Raw genomic sequence first — 19810 nt, 5'->3', positions numbered from 1 at the left:
TCAGGCGCCGAGGAACAACCGCGCCGCGGGGTTCGCGGTCTCCTCGGTGTACGGGTAGGCGAGCTCCTTCAGCGACTCCCTGAACGCCCGCCGCTCCCCTGGCGGCACCTGGATCCCCGCGAGCACACGGCCGTAGTCTGCGCCGTGGTTTCGGTAGTGAAAGAGGCTGATGTTCCATCCCTGACTCATCGCCTCGAGGAACCGCATCAACGCACCCGGCCGCTCCGGGAACTCGAATCGGTAGAGCACTTCGTTCGGCGCGTTCGCCGGCCCGCCGACGAGGTGACGAACGTGCGTCTTCGCAAGCTCGTTGTCGGTGAGGTCGAGGGTTGTGATTCCCGCTCGCGCCACCGCGCGCAGGAGCTTGCCCTTCTCCGCGCTGTCGCGCACGCTCAACCCGACGAAGACGTGCGCCTCGGTCGGATCGCTGTAGCGGTAGTTGAACTCGGTGATGTTGCTGCGCCCGAGCAGGCTGCAGAACGTCTTGAAGCTGCCGGGCCGCTCCGGGATCGTCGCGGCGAAAACTGCCTCCCGCGCCTCGCCGAGATCGGCGCGCTCGGCGACGAAGCGGAGGCGGTCGAAGTTCATGTTCGCGCCGCAGAGCACGGTGACGAGGTTGCGACCCGTCGCCTTCTCCCGCTCGACCCACTTCTTCGCGCCCGCGACACCGAGCGCCGCCGACGGCTCGACGATCGCGCGCGTGTCCTCGAACACGTCCTTCATCGCCGCACACAACTCGTCCGTGTCGACGAGGATCATCTCGTCGACGTACTTGCGCGCGAGGCGAAACGGCTCGACGCCGACCTGCTTCACGGCGACGCCGTCGGCGAAGAGGCCGACGTGGGGGAGCGTGACCCGCCGACCCATTCGGAGCGAGCGATCCATTGCGTTTGCGTCCTCCGGTTCCACTCCGACGATGCGGATCTCCGGGCGCAGACGCTTCACGTACGCGGCGATTCCGCCGATCAGCCCTCCGCCGCCGACCGCTACGAAGATCGTGTCGATCGGATCGCGGAGTTGCCGAAGGATCTCCATCGCGATCGTCCCCTGCCCAGCGATCACGTCCGGGTCGTCGTAGGGATGGATGAACGTCAGCTTCTTCCGGCGCACGATCCGCATCGCTTCGGCGTATGCGTCGTCGTAGGAGTCGCCCTCGAGCACGACGGTGGCACCGAGCGCGGCGACCGACTCGATCTTGATCTCGGGCGTCGTCATGGGCATCACGATCGTCGCCCTCACGCCGAGCCGTTGCGCGGCGAGTGCGACGCCCTGCGCGTGGTTGCCGGCCGAGGCGGCCACGACTCCCTTGCGCAGGGCTGCAGGCTGGAGTCTTGACATCTTGTTGTAGGCGCCACGGAGCTTGAAGGAGAAGACGGACTGGAGATCCTCGCGCTTCAGCAGCAGCCGGTTGCCGAGCCGCTCCGACAGGAGCGGCGCCTCCTGCAGAGGCGTCTCGACCGCGACGTCGTAGACGTTCGCGTTGAGGATGGCCTCCAGGTAGTCGATCTCGGGCGCGGCGCGTGTCATCGGCCGCTCATCGTACGTCAGTTGGTGCGAGGCGCTCGCCAGGGTGGTTTCGTGTCGAAGTCGAGGTCCAGCTTGGTCGAGACTCGATCGACTCAGTACCGTCCGGAGCGGGCATGAGAGCCCCTCGATCCGCTGGTCTGTCCGGATTGCCGAGAGGACGCTGAGATCGTGGACGGTTGCCTCGGGATCGCTGAACGGTCTCATGGGAACGCGCTCGGCGGGAGCCAACGAGAACGGCGTCGCTCACCGGGGAGCCTCCCAGCTCGAGATCGCTCCGTCGCGAGCGCGCAGCGACCAGCCACTGCGGAGGAGCGCTGCCTCCGCGCGATCGGCGCAGTCGGGCGCAAACCATCCACTCTGCCGGTAGAGCGCCCGATGCACGGTGACGAAGCGTACTCCGAGCTCGGGCGGCAGGGATCCAACCCCACACGAGACGCGTCGGAGGTCTCGCGCGAGGAGCTCTGAAGCCATCGCCGCCGTCGTCGAGTACCCCTGCGGACGCTCGCGCGGCGATTGCCGGGCATAGGCGAGATAGACGCTCCCGAAGTGGAGGCCCGGATTGAACACGGGCAGCTCGAACAGTCGGCCATCCCCCCGGATTGCCGCGTAGGCGGCGTTACTGCGATCCGGCGTTACGGCGCCGAACGTCGGCACGCGCAGGTCGAGCGCGAGAACGACGAGCAGCATTGCCACGCCCCAGAGCGTCGACGGTCGACTCCAGGAGCCGCTGGCCTTGTGTTTCAACACAAACTGGCCATTCAACACAGAGGCGACGGCGAAGGCGACGAGCGCCGCGATCGCGAGGCAGGCGATCGGCAGTAGGCGCTCGGGGACGCGCGCGAATCGGAGTGGGGGCAGCGCCCGCCACAGGGGCTCGTAGAGCGGCACGTTCGATCCGAGAGCGAGAACGATCGGCACGACGGCGGCGAGCGCGAGGAAGACTGCAAGGCCCCTCCTCTCACGGATCGCCCACAGCCCGACGAGGGCTAGAAGGGGCGTCAGCCACCCGAGGAAGACGAACTCCTCGATACCAGCGCCGACAGCCCGCGTGAAGAGATCGGAGATCTCGGCCGAGTAGTGCTCTACCTCGGTGAAGCGCCGGCCTCTCCCCACGACGGATCCCGCGACAACGACCTGCTGGACGACGACGGCCGCCGTCGTAGCGGCTCCGGCCGCGATGCCGGCCTTCCACCACTCCGATCGCGGAACGCGGGCCCAGGCGTAGCCGAGGGCGAGGATCACGGCACCCATCGCGAGATGGATCTGCCCGGAGAGAGGAACCGCCGCAAGCGCGAGTCCGGCCCACACGAATCGCCGCCGCTCGAGAGCGAGCAGAACGGCGGGGAGGAGGAACGCGATCAGTCCGAGCAGATGCCCCGTCGATTGCCCGACGCGATAGGGGGCAAGCGCGAACACGAGGCCGCCGACGAGCGCAGCGGAGCGCACGAGACCAAGCGCTCGGAGCCACCAGCAGGCGACTCCACCCGCCGCGACGAAGGAGAACAGAACGATCAGGTTGTACGCCCAGATGTTGCCGAGAAGATGTCGGAGCGGCCAGAACGGCGCTCCGAGGAGCCAACCTTGCAGGTTCGGCCCTGCCTTCGCCTCGGGGCGAAAAGAGTAGGGATCCACCCAGGGCGCCCCGCCGTTTTCGAGCTGGTGGCCGGGGAGCCAGAAGGCCCAGCCGAGCTGGAGGTGGTCACCGGCGGCTGCCTCTCCGAAGCCGACAGCGGGGCGGGCGAGGTACCGGTCGTCGACGTGCTGCACGGCGGGCCACGTCGCCCAGATCGCGCAGGCGGCGTAGAGCGCTAGCGCGGGAGCGACGAAGCCGCCGCGATCACGGCGTCGATGTCCGGTAGCTCGCTCCCGAGGGGCCATGACGCCCTGACCGTATCGCCCTCGATGAGGAACGCGCTGCGGGCAGGGACATCCGCCATCCCGTCGAGCTCGCGCGCAATCCCGAATCCATGGGTCGCCTCGCCGTCCCAGTCCGAGAGGAGGGACACGCCTTCCACCCCGAGCGTGCTCGTCCACGCCGCGTGCGACCAGGGGGAATCGCGTGAGATTCCAATGGGTCGAACTCCCGCAGCTGCGAGATCGGCCAGCCGGTCGCGGAGGAGGAAGAGCTCGTTCGTGCAGGTCGTCGACCAGTCGAATGGGTAGAAGCAGAGCAGCACCAGGCGCTCGCCGGAGAGGGTCTCGTGCAGCGAGACTGGCCCCATGCTTGTCGCAGCCCAGACCCGGGCGGCGCCGGGAATGGGGTCGCCGGGCCCGAGCATCTAGCCGGCGGCCGTCGGCAGGGTTTCGGTTGCGATCGCGATCTCCTCGACGACCTCGCGAATGTCGCGGTTCGCGTTGAAAATGCGCAGTTGTCGGTCGGCGCTGTTGCCGCGAGCGAGAAGCGTGGCGATCCCCTCGAGCTCCCGCTCCGACCCGAGCTCGCGGGCATGCGGCTCGATCTCCCGCACCGTGCGACGCACAAGCTGGGCGATCGGAATCCGGTTGCGGCGCCCGGTCGCGAGGTCCATCACGGGTGCCTCGAGCCCGTAGCGCGCGGCGAGCCACTTGTTCTCGGTCGTCAGGATGCGGTGGTAGCTCGGGATCTCCTCGCCGGCGTCGTAGCGCTCGGCCAGTTGCTTGACGAGCGCCTGGCAGTACGCGGTGATCGCAACCGCATCCTCGACACGGGTCACCGCGTCGCAGATGCGGATCTCGATCGTGCCGAGCCGCGGGTGGGGTCGGATGTCCCACCAGATGTGGGTGTAGTCGGCAATGCAGCCCGTGCGCTCGAGCTGCCCGACGACCTCGGCGTAGTCCGCGTAGTCGCGGAACCGCGGCGGCGGTCCCGAGCGCGGGAACGACGCGAACACCATCTGCCGGCTCGACATCAACCCCGTCGGTTCGCCGCGCCAGAAGGGCGAGCTGGCGGACAGTGCCAGCAGCGGCGCGAGCTGGGGCAGGAGCCCGTTCATGATCTTGATCGCCTTGTCGGGATTGTCGATCGCGACGTGGATGTGCATCCCGAAGATCAGCTCGCGCCGCGCGATGTACTGCAGCTGGTCGACGAGTTGGCGGTAGCGGTCCTGTGCCGTGATCCTCTGCCGCTCGAACAGGCTGAACGGATGCGTCCCGGCAGAGCCGACGCGCATGTTCTTCTCGCGGGCAACGCCGCAGACGTAGGCCCGGAGCTTCACGAGCTCTCCCATCACGTCGGCCGGCGTGTGGCACACCGGGGTCGCGATCTCGAGTACCGACTGCATCAGCTCGGGATTGATCTGCGGCTCGAGCTCGTGGCCCTCGATTGCTGCGAGCACCGTCTCGATGTGCTGGACGAGGTCGAACGACGTGCTGTCGAGAAGCTGGTACTCCTCCTCGACGCCGAGGGTGTACGGATCGCTCTTGCCAAAACGATGTTCGAGCACGCTGGCCGCGGAGCCCGTTCCGCTCGAGCCCTTGCCGGTGATGTCCTCCGGAATCAGCTGCTTGCTCATCCGATGACGGCCTCGGCTTCGATCTCGACCTTCCAGGCCGGGTCGAGGAGCCCCGTGACGACGCACGTCGTTGCGGGCCGGATATCGGCGAAGATCTCGCCGTGGGCGCGCGCGATGTCCTCGAAGTCCGTCGGGTCGGTGATGAACAGGCGCGTCCGCACGACGTCCTCGACGCTCGCCCCGGCCCGGGCGAGCGCCCCGGCGATGATCGAGAGGCAGAGCTTCGCCTGCTCGTACGCGTCCTCGGGAGTCGCGGACCCGTCGGGCGCGATCGGTGCGGTGCCCGCGACGTGCACGGTCGAACCGACGACGACTGCGCGTGAGTAACCCGCGATCGGCTCGAACGGTGAGTGTCCCGAGATCAGGCGGCGCTCCATGGCCCGGTAGTATCACTGATCGAACGTGGACGCTCTGAGTCAGATCGATGCCTGGGACGTCCCGTTCGCCGCCGCTGGAGTTACGAGCGCCACTGCGACCATCGCCACCCGTGGTGACACCCGTCATGTCGTCCGCCTTGCGTCGGTCTCGAAGCCCGTGACCGCACTCGCGACCCTCGTCGCGGCGGAGGAGGGAGTCGTCGACCTCGACGAGCCGGCGGGGCCGCCTGGCTCGACAGTGCGCCACCTGCTCGCCCACGCATCCGGGCTCCCGTTTCACGGGACGACGCCGATCGCACCACCCGGGCGGAGGCGCATCTACTCGAACGAAGGGTTCGGTGTGCTCGGGAGTCATGTCGCCACCCGGGCCGAGATGCCGTTCGCGGACTACGTGCGCGAGGCCGTATGTGAGCCGCTCGGGCTCGCTCTCGACCCGTCGGGGCATCCCGGTGCAGACATGCGCGCCTGCCTCGATGACGTGCTTGCGCTCGGACGAGAGTTGCTTGCGCCGGTTCTCGTCGCTCCCGAGACCCACGCCGAGATGATCGCCGTCCAGTTCCCTCGGCTCGATGGTGTCCTTCCAGACTTCGGGCGATTCAGCCCCATGGACTGGGGCCTCGGGGTCGAGCTCAAGGGTGACAAGCACGGCCACTGGTCGGGTACGCTCACCTCGCCTGCCACGTTCGGCCACTTCGGCGGCAGTGGAACGTTTCTGTGGGTCGACCCGAACCGGGGGATCGCCTGCGTTGCTCTGACGACGCGGGAGTTCGGTGACTGGGCGAAAACGGCCTGGCCCATCCTCTCGGACGCAGTGATCCGCGAAGTCGACGACTGATACAACCCATGGTCGTGGCCGATCCGATCATCACGCTCGACGGGGTTTCGAAGACGTTTGGCGCCACCCAGGCGGTCAGCGACGTCTCGTTTCAGGTGATGCCTGGCCGGTGCGTCGGCTGGCTCGGCCCGAACGGTTCCGGCAAGACGACGCTGATCCGCTGCATGCTCGGCCTCGCGCGCACGACCAAGGGCACGATCACCGTGCGTGGCCACGCGATCCCGGGAGATGTGCGCCAGGCGCTGACGCGTGTCGGCGCGATTGTCGAGGAGCCGCGCTTTTACCCGTACCTGAGCGGGAAGTCGAACCTCGAGGTGGCCGCAAAGTTCGTCGGCGGCGATGCCGCGAAGCGCATCGACTGGGCGCTCGAGCGCGTCGATCTCACCGACCGCAGCGGCAGCAAGGTCAAGGAGTACTCCCTCGGGATGCGACAGCGACTCGGGGTCGCGCGCAGCCTGCTCAACGATCCCGAGCTCCTGATCCTCGACGAGCCGTCGAACGGGCTCGATCCAGCGGGGATCGTCGAGTTCCGCCGGATGATCCGCTCGTTCGTGGAGGACGATGGCCGAACCGTGTTCATCTCGTCGCACCTCCTCGACGAGGTGCAGAAGATGGCTGACGACATCGCGATCGTGCAGTCCGGCAAGCTCGTTCTGCACGGTTCTGTCGAGCAACTCGTCGCCGAAGGGCGGCAGTCGATGCGATTGAGGGTCGATGATCCCGTCCGCGCCGAGGAGACGCTGTATCGCCTCGGACTCGTATCCGGCATCAAGCAGGGTGAGCACGGCAACCTCGAGCTCACCGGCGAGCGGATCGACGACGCGAAGGCGATCCTGGTCACGCGTTCTCTCGTCGAGGCCGGCGTCGGAGTGATCGAGATCGCGCGCGAGAGCGAATCGCTCGAGCAGCGCTTTCTGGAAATCACATCCAGCTTGCCGCTCGAAGGCGAAAGCGAGCACGCCTCGTGATCGCGGCGACGCTCCGAACGATCACTGGTCGGAAGGGCAGCTTCCTCGGGGGGGCGACCGTCGTTCTCGTCGTGGTGGTGATCGTGATCGCTGCAAACGTCGTCATCCACGAGCTGCGCCCCGGCCGTAATCCTTCCATGGGAGGCCAGGCGATGCTCGACGGTGTCGGTGGCGCCTTGTTCATCGTCGGGGTGGTCGTCGCGATCCTGATCGGGTCGCTCGCAGGCTCGTACGACGTCGCGCAGGGGACGATGCGCTATCTCGTCATCACGGGTGCGCGCCGGGGGCAGATCTACGCCGCACGTATCGTCGCCGTCGTCCTCGCCGTGCTTCTCATGCTTGCCGTTCCGCTCACGCTCGGCGCCGTCCTCGCCGTGGCGCTCCCGCACACCGCGGCTGACAGCATCACCGCGGTAGAGCTTGTGGACTTCGTCTGGACGGCCGCTCTCCTGGCCGTCGTGTTCGGGCTGATCAGCATGGGCATCGGCTCGCTCCTGCGGTCGAACGGGCCGGCGATCGCGATCTCGCTCGTCTTCTCGATCGGCTTCACCCCGCTTCTGCTCCTGCTGTACAGCTTGAACGACACGCTGGGGGATGCGACGTTGGCGAGCTCCCTCGATCGGATCAGCGGTGGTGACGACGGGCTGCCGATCGCGGCGGCCGGCGTGTCCGTCGTGTTGTGGGTTGCGGCATTCCTCGCGGCCGGAGCGGTGCGAGTGCACCGCGACGAGTACTGAGCGCGGTCGAGCTCTACTCGTCGTCTGCGTAGAGCGGGCGCAGCAGCTCGTTGAACGTATCCCTGTCGCAGCTCGCGACGACGCACGTCGTCATCGCGGTGACCGTCGCAGTGCGCTCGACGCCGAGCAGGGGCGCCACTTCGCCGAACGTCTCGCCCGGCCGCATGATGCCTCTTGCGCCGCGCCCGTCCTGTGTGACGCCGGCCATGCCGGAGAGAAGCACGTAGAAGCGGTCGGTGCTCTCGCCCTCGGTGATGATCCTCCGCCCGCCCGGAAACTCTTCGCGCACCATTAGCTCGGCGAGCCTTGCGATCGTCTCGCCGGGAAGCGATCCGAATAAGCCGATTCGCTGGAGTTCTGTGACCGTGGCGGGAACGTGGCGAGGGCTCATGCGCGTACGGTAGCGACGGCCGTGTCGACCCCGAACGCACTACCACGATCAACAATGGAGTGGGGTGTCCCGCAACGATCATTTCGGGTCTCACGTTGCGGGACACCCCACGAGACGACTCGAGAGCCGGCCCGCTGGGAGGGGTGTCGTGTCGGTTCTACGCGGCGGTGAGGCCGAGCGTGCGCTCGATCGCGCCCTTGGGCTGCGCTCCGATCACCGAGACGGACGGCTCGCCGTCGCGGAACAGAATCATCGTGGGGATCGATGCGATCCCGAAGCGCTCGGCCAGCTCACGCTCCTCGTCGATATTCACCTTGACGAGCTTCAGCCCGCCTGCCTGCTCTTCGACGATGCGGTCGAGGACGGGGGCGACGGCGTGGCACGGGCCACACCATTCGGCCCAGAAATCGACGAGCACGGGGATGTCGCTCTTGAGTACTTCCTGTTCGAACGTGTCGTTCTTGACTGCAGTTGCCATTGGGTCCTTTCGATTCTTCGTGGAGCTGAGCTGTGTCGGAGCTACCGCGCATCGTTACTCAAACGTTGCGTTCACCCCATTACAACGAATGGCCGTCGCCGCATGTTCCCTAGAATCGGGTGATGTTCGCACCCCTTCCGGACAAACCCGACCACGATGCGCTCGAGCGGGAGATCCTCGCGCTCTGGGAGAGCAAGGAGACGTTCGCCCGTCTGAGGGAGCAGAACGCCGATGGGCCTCGCTTCAGCTTCTTCGATGGCCCGGTCACCGCCAACAAGTCCCTTGCCGTGCACACGTCGTGGGGACGCACGCTGAAGGACGTCTTCCAGCGTTACAAGGCGCTCAACGGATATCACCAGCGCTACCAGAACGGCTTCGACTGCCAGGGCCTCTGGATCGAGGTCGGCGTCGAGCGCGAACTCGGACTCAACTCGAAGCGCGAGATCGAGGAGTTCGGCCTCGCCGAGTTCTCTCGCCGGTGTCGTGAGGTCGTCGTCAAGTCGGCGGCCGAGATCACGGAGGGTTCGATCAGGCTCGGCCAGTGGATGGACTGGGGCCGCGACTACTTCACCTTCTCCGACACGAACATCGAGTACATCTGGAAGTTCCTGCGGATCGTGCACGAGAAGGGTTGGCTCTTCAAGGGACATCGTGCGACCGAATGGTGCCCGCGCTGCGGCACCTCGATCTCGGCGCACGAGCTCCACGGCAGCTACGTCGATCGCGTCGATCCGTCGCTCTTCGTCCGCTTCAGGCTCCTCGACCGTCCCGGAGAGGCAGTCGTGATCTGGACGACGACGCCCTGGACGCTTCCGGCCAACGTCGCGGCGGCCGTCAACCCCACGTCGACCTACGGGCGCCTCGAGAACGGGGATTGGGTCGCGGTCGCGCGCTACCCCGACGAGAAGTTCCTGGAGCAGCTCCCGGGAGCCGAGCTCGTTGGCTGGCGGTACGAAGGGTCGTTCGACGCGCTCGGCCCGGGCGGCGAGGTCGAGCATCGCGTGATTCCGTGGGACGACGTCTCGATGGAGGACGGAACCGGTGTCGTTCACATCGCGCCGGGCTGTGGTGCCGAGGACTTCGAGCTGTCGAAGGCGCTCGACCTCGCAGTGATAGCGCCCGTCGACGAGGCCGGGCACTTCTACCCGACCTTCGGTTGGCTGCACGGGCTCTCGACCGGTGACGCCGCCGAGCAGATCATCGGTGATCTCGACGATCGCGGCCTGCTCGTCGAGGCAACGAGGCACGAGCATCGTTACCCGGAGTGCTGGCGCTGCCACACGCCCCTCATCTTCCGGCTCTCCGATGACTGGTTCATTGGCGTCGACGAGGTACGGCAGCCGCTGCTCGACGCGAACGGAACCGTCGAGTGGACTCCCGAGTACATGGGCAAGCGAATGGACGATTGGCTGCGCAACATGGGCGACTGGAACATCTCCCGCCGCCGCTACTACGGCCTGCCGTTGCCGTTCTACCCGTGCTCGTGCGGCCATCTGAACGTGATCGGCTCTCGCGCCGAGCTCGAGGAGCGCGCGGTCGAAGGGCTCGATCAACTCGAGGAGCTGCGTCGCCCGTGGATCGACGCCGTGCCGATCCGCTGTGAGGCCTGCGGCGAGTCCGCCACGCGCATCGAGGAGGTCGGCGACGTCTGGCTCGACGCCGGGATCGTGCCGTTCTCGACGCTCGGGTGGGAGAACGAAGAGTTCGTCGCCGGGGGGTATGGAACCGGGGCTGCCAAGGGCTTGACGACCGCCGATCTGCCCACGCACGCGACGTGGGAGGAGTGGTTCCCGGCGGACTGGGTTTCCGAGATGCGAGAGCAGATCCGGCTCTGGTTCTACTCGCAGCTCTTCATGTCGGTGGCACTCACCGGCCGCGCCCCGTTTCGTAAGGTGCTCGGTTACGAGAAGATGCTCGACGAGCACGGCAAGGAGATGCACGGGTCGTGGGGCAACATGATCAGCGCGACCGACGCGTTCGCGCGGATGGGTGCCGACGTGATGCGATGGCAGTACTGCGCTCAGCCGCCCGACCGCAACCTTCTCTTCGGCTTCGGCCCGGCGCAGGAGATCAAGCGACGGCTCCTCACTCTGTGGAACTCGGCCAAGTTCCTCGGCGACTACGGCGCCATCGAATCGTTCCAGCCCGCCTACGCCGATCTCGAGCTCGGGAGGCCCGACGCCGACCTGCAGCCGCTCGACAACTGGCTCGTCGAGCGCGCGGCGCAGCTCGTCGCCGAGGCCGAGGCCGGCTACGAGCGCTGGCTGACGATCGACGTGACGCGGGCCTTCGAGGCGTACGTGGACGATCTTTCGAACTGGTACATCCGGCGCTCGCGGCGGCGCTTCTGGGATGGCGAGGAGGCTGCGCTCCGCACGCTCTGGTTCGGGATCGTCCAGGGCTTGCGCGTGATCTCGCCCGTGATGCCGTTTCTCGCCGAGCACCTCTGGCAAGCCCTCGTGACCGATGTCGTCCAGGGGGCGCCGGATTCAGTCTTCCTCGCCGGCTGGCCGGAGGCACGTACCCCGGATCTCGCACTGCTCGCCGAGGTGGCGGAGCTCCGCCGCGTCGTCGCGCTCGGCCACCAGGCACGATCGGCGTCCGGGCTGAAGCTGAGGCAGCCGCTCCGACGGATCGTGGTCGAGGGTGCCCCACTCGCGGCCGCCCACGCCGCCGAGATCGCGGAGGAGCTCCGCGTGAAGGAGGTCGAGTTCGGCCACGTCGACGCGGAGTTGCGCGTGAAGCCGCACCTGCCGGCGCTCGGGCCGAAGCTCGGGAAGGAGCTCGGCGTCGTTCGTGAGGCGCTTCAGGCGGGCGACTTCGAGGAGCTCGATGGCGGACGATTCCGTGTCGCCGGGCATGAGCTTTCCTCGGACGAGGTTCTCGTCGAGCGGGCAGGCAAGGAAGGATGGGCGGTTGCGGGCGACGCGGGCGTGACGGTGGCGATCGAGATTGCAGTCGATGACGAGCTCGCTCTCGAGGGCCGCGTGTACGAGCTCATCCATCGCGTCAACACCAAGCGGAAGGACGAAGGCCTCGAATTGACCGATCGCATCAACCTGACGATCCCAGCTGCCGACGACGAACTCCTCGTCCATCTGGACTGGATCGCGCGCGAGACGCTCGCGTCGGCGGTCGTCAGTGGCACTGTCGACCAGCCCGTCATCGAGAGGGCATAACACGCCTTCTGAATCGGCCCGGGTGGCAGTGTTCGCCTGTCATCCTCGCGCCCCGGAGACCGCAGCTGCCGGCCCCTAGCCTTCGCGAGGCCGAAGGGAACGGCCGCGGCAGCGGTCAGCTGATGGATTGCGTACAGCCGAGTCCCGCATCGCGCCTCGCATGGCGAGCCGCCTGTGAGGGGATGTTGCTCAGTGCTGCTGGGTCTCGGCGAGCACGAGCTCACGACGGAGCTCGACCGGGAGCTTGAAGGTCACGTCCTCGACGACGAGCTGGAACGGCTCGATCCGGTCGACGCCGCGCTCCCGGAACCAATCGCACAGCCGTGTGACGAGGCGCTCCGGTGCGGACGCGCCCGACGAGATCCCGACGGTGCGTACTCCGTCGAGCCATCGTTCGTCGATCTCGGTTTCGTCGTCGATGAGGTGGCCAGCGACTCCCGAGGCCCTCGCCACGTCGACGAGGCGGTTCGAGTTGGACGAGTTCTTCGAACCGAGCACGAGTAGCAGGTCGATCTCCGCCAGCATCTCCTTCACTGCCCACTGCCGGTTGGAGGTCGCGTAACAGATGTCCTCTTTTCGAGGCGCGTAGATCTGAGGAAATCTTCTGCGGAGGACGGTGATGATCTCGGACGTCTCGTCGACCGATAGCGTCGTCTGGGTGATGTACGCGAGGCGCACATCGGCGGCGAGCGACAGAGCCTCTGCCTCGGCGACGTCCTGCACGAGGATCGTTGCGTCCGGTGCTTCCCCCATCGTTCCGACCACTTCCTCGTGCCCCTCATGGCCGATCAGGACGACGGTGTATCCGTCAGCGGCGTAGCGTCGCGCCTGGACGTGCACCTTCGTCACGAGCGGACAGGTCGCGTCGATCACGTTGTGCTGCAGGTTCGCCGAGTTTGCGTGGACGGCCGGCGCCACCCCGTGGGCCGAGTAGACGATCGTCGCACCCTCGGGAACCTCCGTCTCCTCATCGACGAAGATCGCCCCGCGCGCCTCGAGGTCGCGAACGACGTGGATGTTGTGGACGATCTGCTTGCGTACGTACACAGGCGAGCCATAGTGGTCGAGCGCCTTTTCGACCGTGTCCACTGCGCGCTCGACCCCGGCGCAGTAGCCGCGAGGAGATGCGAGGAGGACGCGTTCGATCACTCAGACAGGGTATCCGTACCGGCCGACCGTGCGAGCGAGACCAGTAGGCTGAAATCTCGATGGTCGAACGCGTCGCCCTCTTCGTGACCTGCCTTGCCGACACGCTGTACCCCGACGTCGGGAAGGCAACCGTGACCGTTCTCGAGCGACTCGGTATCGAGGTCGTCTTCCCCGGCGAGCAGACGTGCTGCGGCCAGATGCACGGCAACTCCGGTTACCCGGGTGAAGCGGTGGCTCTGGCTCGGAGGTTCGTTGACGTGTTCGACGGCTTCGACGCGATCGTGACGCCCTCGGGCTCGTGCGCAGCTCAGGTGCGCGAGCACTTCGGCGATCTGCTCGACGGCAACGATCGAGGTGTGCCGGCGCGCACGTGGGAACTCTCGCAGTTCCTCACGGGCGTTCTCGCGCGCGAGGATGTCGGCTCGACGTTCGAGGGAACGGTTGCCTATCACCCGACGTGTCACTCCCTGCGACTGTTGCGCGTCGGAGATGCGCCACTCCGGCTCCTGCAGGCCGTGCCCGGGGTCGAGTTGGTCGAGCTCCCGGACGCAGAGGAGTGCTGCGGCTTCGGCGGCACGTTCGCAGTGAAGAACGCCGATGTGTCGGCGGCGATGCTCGACGAGAAGATCGCGGCAATCACCGCCTCGGGAGCGGAGTGCGTCTGCGCCTGTGACAGCTCCTGCCTCATGCACATCGGCGGTGGGCTTCGACGGCGCGGCATCGCCGTGCGTCCCGTTCATCTCGCGGAGATCCTCGCGTCGTGAACGCGCCGAGGTCCGACGCCGCCGCGGCCCGAGACGCGAGGCCGGAGAGCTTTCCGCGTGCGGCGCCTGCTGCGCTCGCGAACCAGCAGGTACGGGCGAACATCCGACACGCGACGACGACGATTCGTCGCAAGCGGGCGGGAGTCGTCGCCGAGGTGCCCGACTGGGAGCTGCTTCGCATTGCCGGTTCGGCGATCAAGGACGAGGCGCTGGCGTCGCTCGACTCGGTTCTCGTCGAGCTCGAGGAGTCCGTTCGGGCTGCAGGAGGTGCCGTGCACTGGGCACGTGATGCGGCAGAGGCGAACGAGATCGTCGTCGGCCTGATCCGAGCCGAGGGGGTCGACGAGGTCGTCAAGGTCAAGTCGCTCGCGACGGACGAGATCCGCCTCAACGAGGCGCTCGAAGGGGCGGGTATCCGGCCCATCGAGACGGATCTCGCCGAGCTGATCGTGCAGCTCGCGGGAGAACGGCCGTCGCATCTGCTCGTCCCTGCAATCCACAAGAATCGGCGTGAGATCCGTGACCTCTTCAGCGATCGCTTCGGGCTGCCGGGCCTCACGGACGAGCCTGTCGAGTTGGCCGAGGCCGCGCGGCTGCACCTCCGCGAGGCATTCCTGCGGTCTCGAGTCGCGATCTCCGGCGCGAACTTCGCTGCGGCCGATACCGGCACGATCTGCGTCATTGAGTCCGAGGGCAACGGCCGCATGTGCACCACGCTCCCCGAGGTGCTGATCACGGTGATGGGCATCGAGAAAGCGATTCCGCGCTTTCGCGATCTCGAGGTCTTCCTGCAGCTGCTCCCGCGCTCGTCGACCGGGGAGCGGATGAACCCGTACACGTCGCTCTGGACCGGGGTGCGAGACGGCGATGGGCCGCAGCGCTTCCACCTCGTCCTCCTGGACGCGGGTCGCACCCGGGTGCTCGCCGATCCAGCAGGTCGGCCAGCGTTGCGATGCATCCGCTGCTCTGCGTGCATCAACGTATGTCCCGTCTACCGGCAGACCGGCGGCCACGCGTATCACTCTCCGTACGCGGGGCCGATCGGCGCGATCCTCGCCCCTCAGCTCGCGGGCGAGACGGGAGCCGTTGCGTCGCTGCCGTTCGCATCGTCGCTCTGCGGCGCGTGTTACGACGTGTGCCCGGTTCTCATCGACATTCCGTCGATCCTCGTGCACGAGCGTGGGAAGGTGGTCGCGCACGAGCGCCCAGGGGTCGAGGGCCGGTCTCTGAAGCTGCTCGGCAAGGCCTTCGCGACGCGGGCCGGGTACGAGCGGGCGCAGCGGCTCGGTCGGTCACTGCAGCGACCGGTCGCACGGGACGGCTGGATCACTCACTTCCCGCCGGGGCCGCTCGGCGCCTGGGGTCGTTCACGCGATCTACCCGCGTTCCCGGCTCAGACGTTCCGCGAGTGGTGGGAGAGTCGTGACCAGCGGACGTGAGGCGATCCTGGCGCGCGTTCGGGCCTCGCTTGCCGACGGCCCGCCGCATGTCGTTCCGCCGCGCAACTACCGCCTGCGTGGAGAAAGCGGTGCCGCGGCGGTGATCGCGCTCTTCGTCGAGCGGGTTCGCGATTACGAGGCGACGGTCGTCGTGGCGGATGATCCGGGTGCGGCCGTAGCGTCGGCGCTCGAGGCGGCCGGCGCTCGACGAGTGGGCGTTGCTCCGGACCTCGACCACCGGCTCCGCCCCTCGAGCGTGGAACTCATCGAGGATTATGGTCTCGACTCTCGCGATCTCGATGCGCTCGACGGTGCCGTGACGACCTGCGCGTCTGCCTGCGCAGAGACGGGCACGATCGCCCTTGACGGTGGCCCGGGGCAGGGCCGGAGAGCTCTCAGCCTCGTCCCCGACCTGCACGTGTGCGTGGTTCGTGCCGAGGCGATCGTGGAGACCGTACCGGAGCTGATCGCAGCGCTCGAGCCGAGCGCGAGGGAGGGCCGTCCGATCGTCCTCGTCTCGGGCCCGTCCGCGACGAGCGACATCGAGCTGACCCGCGTCGAGGGCGTCCACGGCCCGCGGCGGCTCGTTGTGATCGTTGCGTCATAGCCTCGTCCGACGGTGATGTCTATAATGGCAACATGTCTGAGAATCGACGGTGTGGCAAGTGCGGTGAGATCAAGCCCGAATCAGCGTTTCACGTCTCGTCTGCTCGAGGCAGGCAGGCGTGGTGCAAGCCATGTCGGAAGGTCTATGACGCCGAGTACCACAAGAAGCGCGCCGTACTCAGGCGCCGACAGTCGGTGTTACGGAGGCGGGCTATCGGCAAGTGGTACCGCTCCTTGAAGGACAGACCGTGCGTCGATTGTGGCCGTCGGTTCCACTCTGCGGCGATGCACTGGGATCATCTGCCGGGTACAACAAAACGCGATGATCTCGGGCGGCTTGTCAACGGGCATGGCCGTCGAGCTATCCTGGAGGAGATTGAGAAGTGCGAGCTCGTCTGCGCGAACTGTCATGCTGTGCGGACGTTCGAACGGAGACGGGGTGTAGCTCAGCCTGGTTAGAGTGCCGCGTTTGGGACGCGGAAGTCGTCGGTTCGACTCCGACCACCCCGATTTTTCGATGAAGCCAAGCCTGTTCCTCGCCGCGGCGATCGTCGTAGCTGTCCTTCCCAGTACGTCTGCGGAGGCGACTATGGCATTCAAGGGTTCGATCGCCCCGATCTCGCCAGCCCTCGCCCACCAGATGACCGGCGTCTCCTGGCGCCCCGGGTGTCCGGTTCCGCTGCGCGATCTGCGCGTCGTTACCGTGACCCACCGCGGATTCGAGGGCCGCGATCGCATCGGACGCGTGATCGTCCACCGGGACGTGGCGGCTCGCATCCTCGGAACCCTGCGCCGCCTCTACGTCGACGACTTCCCGATCCGCCGCATGGTGCCGATCGACGCCTACGGTGGCAATGACTTCCGCTCGATCGAGGCCGACAACACATCGGCCTTCAACTGCCGCTTCGTCGACGGCACGACGCGCTACTCGGAGCACGCGTACGGTCGCGCCATCGACGTCAACCCGATCGAGAACCCGTACGTCACGCGGTCGGGCGCAACGTCGCACCCCGCGAGTCGCCCGTACCTGCGACGGACGCGGTTCCGTCCCGGGATGGCTGTAGAGGGCCATGCGCTCGTGCGAGCCTTCGACGGGATCGGCTGGGGCTGGGGAGGTCGCTGGTCAGGGGTGAAGGACTACCAGCACTTCTCGGCCAGAGGTCGCTGAGAGGCGGCGGTCGGCGCCGGCCCACGCGATCCGTGGTAGGACTGATTCGTGTTCACGGGTTCCTCTGACGGCCGGCGTGATGGATTGCGGTCGCGTGCGTGGTTCGACAATCCGGAGAACGTCGACATGACGGCGCTCTATCTGGAGCGGATGATGAATTACGGGTTGACGCTGGAGGAGCTTCAGTCGGGTCGGCCGATGGTGGGGATCGCGCAGACGGGGTCGGACATCACGCCTTGCAACCGCCATCACCTCGTGCTCGCCTCGCGGGTGCGGGACGGGATTCGCGAGGCGGGTGGGGTGCCGTTCGAGTTCCCGATTCATCCGATCCAGGAGACGTGCAAGCGGCCAACGGCGGCGCTCGACCGCAACCTGCAGTACCTCTCGCTGGTGGAGATCCTCTACGGCTACCCGATCGACGGTGTGGTGCTGACGACAGGGTGCGACAAGACGACGCCCGCGCAGCTGATGGCCGCCGCGACCGTCGATATTCCCGCGATCGTGTTGTCGGGCGGCCCGATGTTGAACGGCTGGCTGAACGGCAACCGGATGGGGTCGGGGACGATCGTGTGGACGGCGCGGGAGATGATGGCTCGCGGCGAGATCGATGCGACGGAGTTCACCGCATTGATCGCATCGTCTGCTCCATCGGCGGGGCATTGCAACACGATGGGGACGGCGTCGACGATGAACTCGCTCGCCGAGGCGCTCGGGATGAGCCTGCCCGGTTGCGCCGCCATCCCTGCCCCGCACCGTGACCGCCAGGAGATGGCGTATCTGACGGGCAAGCGGATCGTGGAGATGATCCGCGAGGATCTGAAGCCGTCGGACGTGCTGACGAGGGCGGCGTTCGAGAACGCGATCGTCGTCAACTCCGCGATCGGCGGCTCGACGAACGCGCCGATTCACCTCAACGCGATCGCCCGCCACATCGGCGTCGAGCTCGACAACGACGACTGGGAGCGGCTCGGCTACGACGTGCCGCTGCTCGTCAACATGCAGCCCGCGGGCGAATACCTGGGCGAGGAGTATTACCGCGCTGGTGGCGTTCCTGCCGTCGTCGCGGAACTGATCGCCGCAGGACGGATCGACCCGACGGCGACCACCGTCAACGGCCGCTCCCTCCGCGAAAACAACGAGGGCCGCTTCACGAGCGACCGCAACGTGATCAGAGCATGGGATACACCGATCATCGAGCACGCCGGCTTCCTCAACCTGAAAGGAAACCTGTTCGACAGCGCGATCATGAAAACATCCGTCATCTCCGACGACTTCCGCGCCCGCTACCTCGCAAACCCCGACGACCCCGACGCGTTCGAAGGTACCGCCATCGTCTTCGACGGCCCTGAGGACTACCACGCGCGGATCGACGACCCCACTCTCGAGCTGGACGCGAACTCGGTGCTCGTGATCCGCGGCGTCGGTCCGATCGGCTACCCCGGTGCCGCCGAAGTCGTCAACATGCGCCCACCCGACTACCTGCTGAAGCGAGGCATCAGCGAGCTCCCCTGCATCGGCGACGGCCGCCAATCCGGCACCTCCGGGAGTCCCTCGATCCTGAACGCCTCGCCCGAGGCAGCGACCGGAGGCGGACTCGCCCTTCTCCAGACGGGCGACCGCGTGCGCGTCGATCTCGGCAAGCGCACGGCCGACATCCTCATCCCCGACAAGGAGCTCGCAGAGCGGCGCGAGAGGCGCGAGCAGGCCGGCGACTACCCGTACCCCGAAAGCCAAACACCCTGGCAGGAGATCCAACGCGCCCTCATCGACGAGCTCGCGAACGGGATGGTCCTCAAACCCGCAGTCGCCTTCCAGCGCATTGCAGAGACGAAGGGCATCCCGCGCGACAACCACTGATGCAGGGGACGGGCTCGAGGCGAGGAACGAAAGCGGGTGGAGGGAATCGAACCCTCGTAATCAGCTTGGAAGGCTGGGGCTCTACCATTGAGCTACACCCGCGTACGCATATTGAAGCGGTCCAGCCCGACGCACGGCGCAACAACTTTCAGCCGATGGCCCTGATGCCCGGAACACGCCTCACTTTCTCATCGCTCGTCGCCGCCGCGATTTGCCTCGTCGGCGTGCCATCGGCACTGCCGGGAGAGCCCAGCCAACTGCTCTGCACGCTGAAGCCCGGACAGACGATGCTTCCTCCGGAGACGATGCACGGCCTGGCGCACCACCTGCGCCAGTATCCGGACCTATCGCTCGTGACGGCGAATCAGCGTCGGGCCGCCGCCAATCTGCTCAAACGGGCGCGGAAGGCCTCGGACCGTTGGCGCAACGTCGACCTCGTTGAGAGCAGTGGCTTCGCCACTCACCTCGCCACGCGCGCACCCGGCGACGATGCGGTCGGATATCTTCACGCGGAGCACCGGCGCAACAGCGCGGATGCCCACGATCTCGACCCGAAGCGGCCGGAGTCGCTGATCTACGCGACCGAGCCAGGGCGGAAGCCGCGGCTCGTCGGCGTCATGTTCAGCGTCGCACGAGGCGTGCTCGGCCCGACACCGGGCGGCCCCCTGACGCGGTGGCACTCGCACATCGTCTGCGTGAACGGGATCAAGCGTGGTCTCACGCCGCGCCCCGACGGCACGTGCCCCGAAGGCGCCAGGAAGGCTCAGGGCAGCGAGATGCTCCACCTCTGGTTCACGCAGGACGTGCGGAGCGCGTTCGCGGTGCACGCGCCGGTGCCCGAGCT

General features: G+C 67.1%; 18 protein-coding genes and 2 tRNA genes. 11 read left to right on the top strand and 9 right to left on the bottom strand.

The genetic code is table 11. From position 1 onward, the window contains the following. From ilvA to ABIR74_RS05500, 5 genes are all read right to left on the bottom strand, one after another. Positions 1-1527 carry a threonine ammonia-lyase, biosynthetic gene (gene ilvA, locus ABIR74_RS05520; protein WP_348175733.1) on the bottom strand — a complete coding sequence of 509 codons (1527 nt, stop codon included), beginning with the start codon at positions 1525-1527 and terminating at the stop codon, positions 1-3. A gap of 243 nt (positions 1528-1770) precedes the next feature. Beyond that, positions 1771-3405: a hypothetical protein gene (locus ABIR74_RS05515; protein ID WP_348175731.1), complete on the bottom strand. Its 1635-nt coding sequence runs from the start codon at positions 3403-3405 to the stop codon at positions 1771-1773. Further along, a complete protein-coding gene (locus ABIR74_RS05510) occupies positions 3336-3806 on the bottom strand; it encodes a redoxin domain-containing protein (protein WP_348175729.1) in 471 nt (156 codons plus the stop codon). The genes ABIR74_RS05515 and ABIR74_RS05510 overlap by 70 nt, the downstream gene beginning before the upstream one ends. After that, positions 3807-5018: a carboxylate-amine ligase gene (locus ABIR74_RS05505; RefSeq protein WP_348175728.1), complete on the bottom strand. Its 1212-nt coding sequence runs from the start codon at positions 5016-5018 to the stop codon at positions 3807-3809. Next, positions 5015-5395 (bottom strand): RidA family protein, encoded by a 381-nt coding sequence (locus ABIR74_RS05500; protein WP_348175726.1) that lies wholly within the window; start codon positions 5393-5395, stop codon positions 5015-5017. The genes ABIR74_RS05505 and ABIR74_RS05500 overlap by 4 nt, the downstream gene beginning before the upstream one ends. 25 nt (positions 5396-5420) lie before the next feature. Here ABIR74_RS05500 and ABIR74_RS05495 point away from each other — a divergent pair, with 25 nt between their 5' ends. Genes ABIR74_RS05495 through ABIR74_RS05485 form a run of 3 tightly spaced genes read left to right on the top strand, consistent with a single transcriptional unit; the run spans position 5421 to position 7935 of the window. Continuing rightward, positions 5421-6230 (top strand): serine hydrolase domain-containing protein, encoded by an 810-nt coding sequence (locus ABIR74_RS05495; RefSeq protein WP_348175724.1) that lies wholly within the window; start codon positions 5421-5423, stop codon positions 6228-6230. Positions 6231-6244: 14 nt separating this feature from the next. Then, on the top strand, positions 6245-7198 hold the full coding sequence (locus ABIR74_RS05490) for an ABC transporter ATP-binding protein (protein ID WP_348175722.1): 954 nt from the start codon (positions 6245-6247) through the stop codon (positions 7196-7198). Next, entirely contained in the window at positions 7195-7935 is a 741-nt protein-coding gene (locus tag ABIR74_RS05485; RefSeq protein ID WP_348175720.1) for a hypothetical protein, read from the top strand. Before ABIR74_RS05490 ends, ABIR74_RS05485 begins: the two co-directional genes overlap by 4 nt. Positions 7936-7948: 13 nt before the next feature. On the opposite strand, the gene ABIR74_RS05480 is transcribed toward ABIR74_RS05485, so the two are convergent. Together ABIR74_RS05480 and trxA are read right to left on the bottom strand one after the other, a co-directional pair. Further along, entirely contained in the window at positions 7949-8326 is a 378-nt protein-coding gene (locus ABIR74_RS05480) for a cyclic nucleotide-binding domain-containing protein (protein ID WP_348175718.1), read from the bottom strand. Positions 8327-8483: 157 nt separating this feature from the next. Continuing rightward, positions 8484-8804, bottom strand: coding sequence for a thioredoxin (gene trxA, locus ABIR74_RS05475; protein ID WP_348175717.1), 321 nt, complete (start codon positions 8802-8804; stop codon positions 8484-8486). 122 nt (positions 8805-8926) lie between these two features. Between trxA and ABIR74_RS05470 the strand changes: the two genes are divergently transcribed. Then, positions 8927-11983: a class I tRNA ligase family protein gene (locus tag ABIR74_RS05470; protein WP_348175715.1), complete on the top strand. Its 3057-nt coding sequence runs from the start codon at positions 8927-8929 to the stop codon at positions 11981-11983. Positions 11984-12172: 189 nt separating this feature from the next. Here the strand turns inward: ABIR74_RS05470 and ABIR74_RS05465 are convergent, their stop codons facing one another. Beyond that, positions 12173-13129, bottom strand: coding sequence for a 4-hydroxy-3-methylbut-2-enyl diphosphate reductase (locus ABIR74_RS05465; RefSeq protein WP_348175772.1), 957 nt, complete (start codon positions 13127-13129; stop codon positions 12173-12175). 62 nt (positions 13130-13191) lie between these two features. On the opposite strand from ABIR74_RS05465, the gene ABIR74_RS05460 reads away from it, so the two are divergent. The 6 genes from ABIR74_RS05460 (at position 13192) to ABIR74_RS05435 (ending at position 18966) form a co-directional block, all read left to right on the top strand. Then, positions 13192-13896 (top strand): (Fe-S)-binding protein, encoded by a 705-nt coding sequence (locus ABIR74_RS05460; RefSeq protein ID WP_348175713.1) that lies wholly within the window; start codon positions 13192-13194, stop codon positions 13894-13896. Beyond that, a complete protein-coding gene (locus ABIR74_RS05455; protein WP_348175712.1) occupies positions 13893-15335 on the top strand; it encodes a lactate utilization protein B in 1443 nt (480 codons plus the stop codon). The genes ABIR74_RS05460 and ABIR74_RS05455 overlap by 4 nt, the downstream gene beginning before the upstream one ends. Then, positions 15319-15942, top strand: a complete 624-nt coding sequence (locus ABIR74_RS05450) for an LUD domain-containing protein (RefSeq protein WP_348175710.1) — start codon at positions 15319-15321, stop codon at positions 15940-15942. The genes ABIR74_RS05455 and ABIR74_RS05450 overlap by 17 nt, the downstream gene beginning before the upstream one ends. A gap of 434 nt (positions 15943-16376) precedes the next feature. Next, a tRNA-Pro gene (locus ABIR74_RS05445) sits at positions 16377-16451 on the top strand. Between the two features lie 79 nt (positions 16452-16530). After that, positions 16531-17109, top strand: a complete 579-nt coding sequence (locus ABIR74_RS05440; protein WP_348175708.1) for a M15 family metallopeptidase — start codon at positions 16531-16533, stop codon at positions 17107-17109. A gap of 126 nt (positions 17110-17235) precedes the next feature. After that, positions 17236-18966 (top strand): IlvD/Edd family dehydratase, encoded by a 1731-nt coding sequence (locus ABIR74_RS05435; RefSeq protein ID WP_348175770.1) that lies wholly within the window; start codon positions 17236-17238, stop codon positions 18964-18966. 31 nt (positions 18967-18997) lie between these two features. Here ABIR74_RS05435 and ABIR74_RS05430 read toward each other — a convergent pair. Continuing rightward, positions 18998-19068, bottom strand: a tRNA-Gly gene (locus ABIR74_RS05430). A gap of 62 nt (positions 19069-19130) precedes the next feature. Between ABIR74_RS05430 and ABIR74_RS05425 the strand changes: the two genes are divergently transcribed. Then, positions 19131-19810: hypothetical protein (locus tag ABIR74_RS05425; RefSeq protein ID WP_348175706.1), on the top strand; the 680-nt coding region annotated here is incomplete at its 3' end.

It is taken from the genome of Gaiella sp. (assembly GCF_039915195.1).
Taxonomy (GTDB): domain Bacteria; phylum Actinomycetota; class Thermoleophilia; order Gaiellales; family Gaiellaceae; genus Gaiella.
Note: the sequence above shows the minus strand (reverse complement) of the source record. Positions and strands in the feature narration are given on the sequence as shown.